Genomic DNA, 1,385 nt, shown 5'->3' on the forward strand with positions numbered 1-1,385 from the left:
CGGGCTGCCGGCCGCGGGTGTGAACGGGCAGGCCGGGCCACGATGAGCGTCCGCCAGGATGCCGAGCGCGACTCCTACGACGTCGTCGTGATCGGCAGCGGGCTCGGCGGCCTGACCGCCGCCGCGCTGCTCGCCCGCTGGGGCCGCCGGGTGCTGGTGGTCGAACGCCATGACCGGATCGGCGGTTACGCGCATGCGTTCACCCGCCGTCGGCACCGTTTCGACTCCGCGGTGCACCTGGTCGCGGGCGGCCCGCCGGTCACCGCGGGAAATCCGGGAATCGTGCCGGTGCTGCTGGATCTGCTGGGTGTCGCCGACCGCCTTGAGTTCCACCGGCTGGATCCCTTCTACCGGGTGCTTCTTCCTGGTTTCCAGCTCGACGTCCCGGCCGGTCCTGATTTCCTGGACGCGCACGCGGCGCGTTTTCCCGCGGAGCGGGTGGGGCTGCGCCGGATGCAGCGCCTGTCGACGCTGCTCACCCGCGAGGCGCAACGGCTGCCTCCCGACCTGCCGACCGCCGAACTACACGGCGGTGATTTTCCGTTGCTGAGCCGGTACCGTCGGGCAACCGTTTCCGACGTGCTCGACGAACACCTGAGCGACGCCCGGCTCAAAACGGCACTGACGGCACTCTGGCCGTATCTGGGAGTGCCACCGTCGGTGCTGGCCTTCGATGTGTGGTCGCTCATGCTCACGACATACCTGGAGTTCGGCGCGTACTACTGCGCGGGCAGTTTTCAACGGCTGGTGGACGCGTTCGGCGCCGGCGTGACCGACAATGGCGGGGAGGTGATGGTGCGCACGGCCGCGCGGCGGATCCTCGTCGAGCGGGGCCGGGTGACCGGGGTCGTGCTCGACAACGGCCAGCGGGTCACCGCGCAGGCCGTCGTCTCCAACGCCGACCCGTTGCAGACCTGCGAGGAGCTCGTCGGTACCGAGAACGTCGACGGCGGCTATCTCGCGCTGCTGCGTTCGATGCGCTGCTCCCTCTCGGCGGCGGTGCTGTACCTGGCCACCGGCATGGATCTCGGCAGGGCGGGCATGGCGCACGAGACCTTCGTCTTCGACGGCTGGGATCATGACGCCACCTATGCGGGGATGCTCACGGGAGCGGTACCAGCGCTGAGCGTGAGCGTCCCGACGCTGAGCGATCCGTCACTGTCTCGGGACGGAATGCATCTGGTCACCGCGGTGGCACTGCTCCCGTATGACGCGGTGGCATCATGGCGCCACAGCAAGCCGCGCTACGAGCGTCTGATCATGGACAAGCTCGAGGAGCTGGTTCCGGGCATCGGGAGCGGGGCGGCCCTGGCCGAGGGCGGCACGCCGCGGACGATGGAGCGCTACACCCTGAACCTGCGCGGCGCCATCTACGGCTGGGAGCA

Annotated in this window: 1 protein-coding gene; it reads left to right on the plus strand. The window is 69.6% G+C overall.

Features of this window, described 5'->3' with window-relative positions; all coding sequences use genetic code 11:
- Positions 1–42 precede the first annotated feature (42 nt).
- On the plus strand, positions 43–1,385 hold a 1,343-nt coding region (locus NBW84_RS15975), incomplete at its 3' end, for a phytoene desaturase family protein (protein WP_250285544.1).

This window comes from Protofrankia sp. CiP1_Cm_nod2 (assembly GCF_920664355.1).
Classification (GTDB): domain Bacteria; phylum Actinomycetota; class Actinomycetes; order Frankiales; family Frankiaceae; genus Protofrankia.